The organism is Acinetobacter sp. YH12041 (genome assembly GCF_013419975.1).
Lineage (GTDB): Bacteria > Pseudomonadota > Gammaproteobacteria > Pseudomonadales > Moraxellaceae > Acinetobacter.
The window spans coordinates 1-1,315 of record NZ_VOZC01000051.1; the positions used below are offsets into that span (position 1 = coordinate 1).

General features: G+C 44.3%; 1 protein-coding gene. It reads right to left on the reverse strand.

From position 1 onward, the window contains the following. On the reverse strand, window positions 1–1,221 hold a 1,221-nt coding region (locus FTU00_RS15435; protein WP_180179988.1), incomplete at its 3' end, for an ISNCY family transposase. Window positions 1,222–1,315 lie beyond the last annotated feature (94 nt).

Genomic DNA, 1,315 nt, shown 5'->3' on the forward strand with positions numbered 1-1,315 from the left:
TTGCTGTTCCAATTCTTCATGCTGTTGTTGAATATGATTGAGAACTGCACCTAAACGTTTATTCTCAACAATCTCTCGCTGGTTAAGCTGACTTAATTTATCGAAGATGCTGTAATTGATTTTTCTTCCCTGATATTCAATCGCGACTGTACCATCCGGGTATTCCAGGAACTCAAGATACTTACTAATCAATCTTTGGTTTTCTTCCGTGTTTTCCAGGAGATATACGCATTTATCATAAGTAATCGTCAGGCTATTCGTGACTCTGCGGGGTTCACGCCAGGTAAAAATATCATCTAATTCTTCGGCTGTTTCAGTGACAGTCCGGTGTAGATCCTTGGGATTAAAGGCCATCTTGGCAAACTTCTGATTGAATTGCTCAATGAAGCAGGGTAGCCAGGCATTCGCTTGTTCAATCGAACAGATGCCTTCCAGGCGCATTTCTTTGATCAGACGGTCCTGAAGCGTTCTATTGGCTCGTTCTACACGGCCTTTGGCCTGTGGTGAATTAGCGAAGATAATATCGATATTCAGGGTGCTGAGTACGCGCCCAAATTGCGTAATCTTGGTGTCTTTCTTGCTGCTTTGATTCACCCTGAAGACTGAATGTTTATCGCTGTAGAAGGCTAAAGGCTTACCATGCTGCTCAACATACAAACGTGTTGAAATCATATAGTCAAAGGCTGATTCTGACTCACAGAAGCGTAAGTGCTGCAATTTTCCTGTGGCGTCATCGATAAACACCAATAGACAGCATTTAGGGGCTCTTCCTTCAAACCAGTCATGATGTGAGCCATCAATTTGGATCAGTTCACCATAACAGTCCCGGTTATAACGAGGCTGATATGGGCGTTTCAGGCGTTTGGAGCGAGGAATCCATAAATCGGCTGCAATCATCCAGGAACGCAGGGTTTCCACTGAAATATCGAATCCATGAATGGTAGTCAGCTTTTCATGCGCTAAAGTGGGTCCGAAACCATGGAATTGCTCAGCAACCATATTGAGGCACTTGAGCCTGAGTTCTTCAGGAAGCCTGGAATTGCTGGTTTGACCACGACCGGCATGGGCTAATGCAGCTGGGCCTTGAGCTTTGTATTTTTGCAGTAAACGCCTGATCTGACGTTCTGAAATATGAAGTAGCTGAGCAGCCTGGGATTGAGTTATGCGTTGATCGCAGATTTCCTGCACGACCGACAATCGTTTAAGTTCTTTATCCGACATAGACACCAACATATCAAACCGTCCGCTTCGATAATCGCAAAAGCGCATATTCTAAAAGCGGACATTTTTACTTTGGAGAAACCGGACATTTCTA